Source organism: Camelimonas sp. ID_303_24 (genome assembly GCF_053543495.1).
The window spans coordinates 1-2,841 of the sequence record NZ_JBLLJM010000032.1 but is presented as its reverse complement, the minus strand read 5'-3'; the positions used below and the strand labels follow the sequence as shown (position 1 = coordinate 2,841).

The window sequence follows — 2,841 nt, the reverse complement described above, 5'->3', positions numbered from 1 at the left end:
AAATCCAGCCCCCGCAACCATCTCAAATAGCGATGCTAAATCGCGCAGATCAGCCGCCCCTCCGGGGTGGCTTTTTTGTTTCCGCAAGTTCTGATCAGAGCCGGTCCCCGCAACCATTTCAAATTGCGATTGGCCTGCCCTTGCGGCGGGCCTTTTGCTCTTGAGCGAAATGCTAAGGATTCCCGCCAGATCGCCACGCACGTCGATCTGGATCTCCTCTTCCTCCGGGATCAGAATGATCTCCTTCACCAAGGAGCGGATCAGGTCGGCCGCGATCATTCGCTTTTCCTCGGCATCCTCCTGTAGCGCGGCGTGAAGCTGTTCGACCTGGGCACGATAGTGATGCGCCATGTTCGGATGGAGGAGGGGAGGCGGCTCCTCCGTCTCCTGGAGCAGGAGCACCAGTTCTTTCTTCCGCGCTTCAAGTTTGCCGCTTCGCTCCTTCACCGTTTGGACCGACATTGCCTCCTGGAGGTAGAGGTCGAGAATTCTTTGAAGCTCTCGGTCGATGCGCTTAATCTCTGCCTCGGCCGCGTCGATTGTCGATCGCGCCTCCATCCGGAGCCGGTTCATCTCGCGGGTGAATTCATCGCAGAACTCCTTGAACAGCTCTGGCTCCATCAGGTGATGGCGTAGGGCATTCAGCACGCGTGCTTCCAGCCTGTCTCGCCGGATGTTCTTTCGATTGTCGCACGTGCCCTTGTTCCGTGCGGTCGCGCATCCAACCTGATCGGCGGAGATCATCGTGTAGCCGCCTCCGCAGCAGGCGCACTTCGTCAGCCCCGAGAAGAGGTATTTCGGGCGCCGGCGATCGCGGAAATGATTCTCGCCCTCGTCGCTTCGGGTTTTCTTGACGGTTTTCTGGCGATCCTTGACGGCTTGCCAGAGCTCATCATCGAGAATGCGAAGTTCGGGCACGTCCTGGATAACCCATTCCGACTCAGGATTCATCCGCGCCTGGCGCTTACCCGTGTCTGGATCCTTGATGAACCGCTGACGGTTCCAGACCATCTTCCCAACATACATTTCGTTATTCAGGATGCCATTGCCCCGCTTGGCGTTGCCATTGATGGTGCTGAAGCCCCAGTCACCGCCGCCGGGCGCTGCAATGCCGTCCTTGTTCAGCTCGAACGCGATGCGCTTGGCAGATTTGCCGGCGGCATACTCACGGCATATCCGTCAGATAATTTCGGCCTCGACATCATTGATCGTGCGATCGCCGCGCACCAGTTCGCCATTCCCGTCGAATTTCCTGACGACGTCATAGCCGTAGGCGTTTCCGCCCCCTGATTTGCCAAGCTCTACGCGACCACGCTGACCCCGCCGGGTCTTGTCAGCCAGATCCTTGAGGAACAGCGCATTCATCGTGCCTTTGAGGCCGACGTGGAGATGCGTAACTTCGCCTTCAGACAAGGTGACGATCTTCACGTCACCATAGGCCATGCGCTTGAACAGGCCAGCGATATCCTCCTGATCGCGCGACAGCCGGTCCATCGCTTCAGCAAGAACATACTGGAAGCGCCCGCGCGCCGCATCGGACATCAATGCCTGGATGCCGGGGCGGAGCAGCGAAGCGCCGGAGATCGCGTGGTCGGTATATTCCTCGACCACTTCCCAGCCCTGCTTCTCGGCGTGCAGGCGGCAGACGCGAAGTTGGTCGGCGATCGAAGCGTCGCGTTGATTGTCGGATGAATAGCGTGCGTAAATTGCGACTCTCACAGCGCGTTCTCCTGCGGATTCAGGAACGCGGCGCGCGACGTCCCTTCGTCTCTTCTTCGAACACCTCTCGCGCAGCGCGTCTGGCGAGTATACGGACCATCTCGATCAAGCGCGGGTCCGGCCTTTCGGCGCGCGGCACGAGCGTCAGTTCCGACTCTGTCTGCCGGAGCGCGCTGCTCTGCTTTGGGCGGTTGCCTGATTTCATCGTCGCGTCGTTCGAAGCTGAATACAAGTTGTTCAGAGGAACGATCACGCCATCCGAAGGGGTAGGCAACTGTAATGGCTGGGGTATTCGCGTCGCCGTTTGCGCCGCAATCGGCGGCTTTTGCGCAGTTCAGCGCGCTTGAGCGTGAGATAGCGTACGGCAAATACTGGTGCCGAAGGCCTGCCTCGGCGCGCATTTCGCCGCCTATATCGCAAAAGCTCTTCGCCACTCTGCCATCCCTTGCGCACGGTTGATATTTGGAGTATATATCCAGATATAGCATGGAGGCAGACCATGGGCAATGCCGCACAAAAGAGAGCCCTTCAGAATTATCGCGCGCGCTTGACCCAGCGCGGCTTCACGCGCTTCGAAGTGATGGCGCTGGAGACGGACCGTGAGCTGATCCGGGCGCTTGCACGTCGATTGGCGGAGGAGGGGCCCGAAGCAGATGAGGTCCGGGCTGTCATGAAAACCGCAGTGGCGGGTGAGCCGCCCAAACCGGGCAACATCCTCGACGCGCTCCGTCGCTCGCCGCTCGTGGGCGCCGATCTCGACCTTGCTCGCCCCCGGGAAGAGGGGCGGAAGGTCGATCTGTGACGCGCTATCTCCTGGATACCAACATTATCAGTAACATCGTCAAACCGGCGCCCTCGGCCTCTCTCATGCATTGGATGCGGAACCGCCGTGACGAGGAGCTGTTCATTGCCTCCCTGACCGTCGCCGAAATCAAGCGCGGCATCTTCGAAATGCCCCGCGGCAAGAAGCGCACTGCGCTTGATGCGTGGTTCTCCGGGCCAGAAGGGCCCCAGGCGCTCTTCGCAGGCAGAATTCTTTCTTTCGATGACAAGACGGCGTTGGTGTGGGCCCGGTTGATGGCGGAAGGCAAGGCCATTGGTCGTGACCTGCCACGGGCTTTT

Annotated in this window: 4 protein-coding genes; 2 read left to right on the top strand and 2 right to left on the bottom strand. The window is 59.8% G+C overall.

Annotated features, from left to right (window positions below; translation table 11 throughout):
* Nucleotides 1–1,125, bottom strand: a 1,125-nt coding sequence (locus ACERNI_RS16915; RefSeq protein ID WP_448834417.1) for a recombinase family protein, incomplete at its 3' end; no start/stop codon positions are given.
* A gap of 54 nt (nucleotides 1,126–1,179) precedes the next feature.
* The gene (locus ACERNI_RS16910; RefSeq protein WP_448834416.1) at nucleotides 1,180–1,719 is read right to left on the bottom strand and encodes a recombinase family protein; all 540 of its coding nucleotides are present in this window, start codon (nucleotides 1,717–1,719) and stop codon (nucleotides 1,180–1,182) included.
* Nucleotides 1,720–2,218: 499 nt separating this feature from the next.
* On the opposite strand from ACERNI_RS16910, the gene ACERNI_RS16905 reads away from it, so the two are divergent.
* Nucleotides 2,219–2,521, top strand: coding sequence for a hypothetical protein (locus ACERNI_RS16905; RefSeq protein WP_448834415.1), 303 nt, complete (start codon nucleotides 2,219–2,221; stop codon nucleotides 2,519–2,521).
* On the top strand, nucleotides 2,518–2,841 hold a 324-nt coding region (locus tag ACERNI_RS16900; RefSeq protein ID WP_448834414.1), incomplete at its 3' end, for a VapC toxin family PIN domain ribonuclease. The genes ACERNI_RS16905 and ACERNI_RS16900, both read left to right, overlap by 4 nt.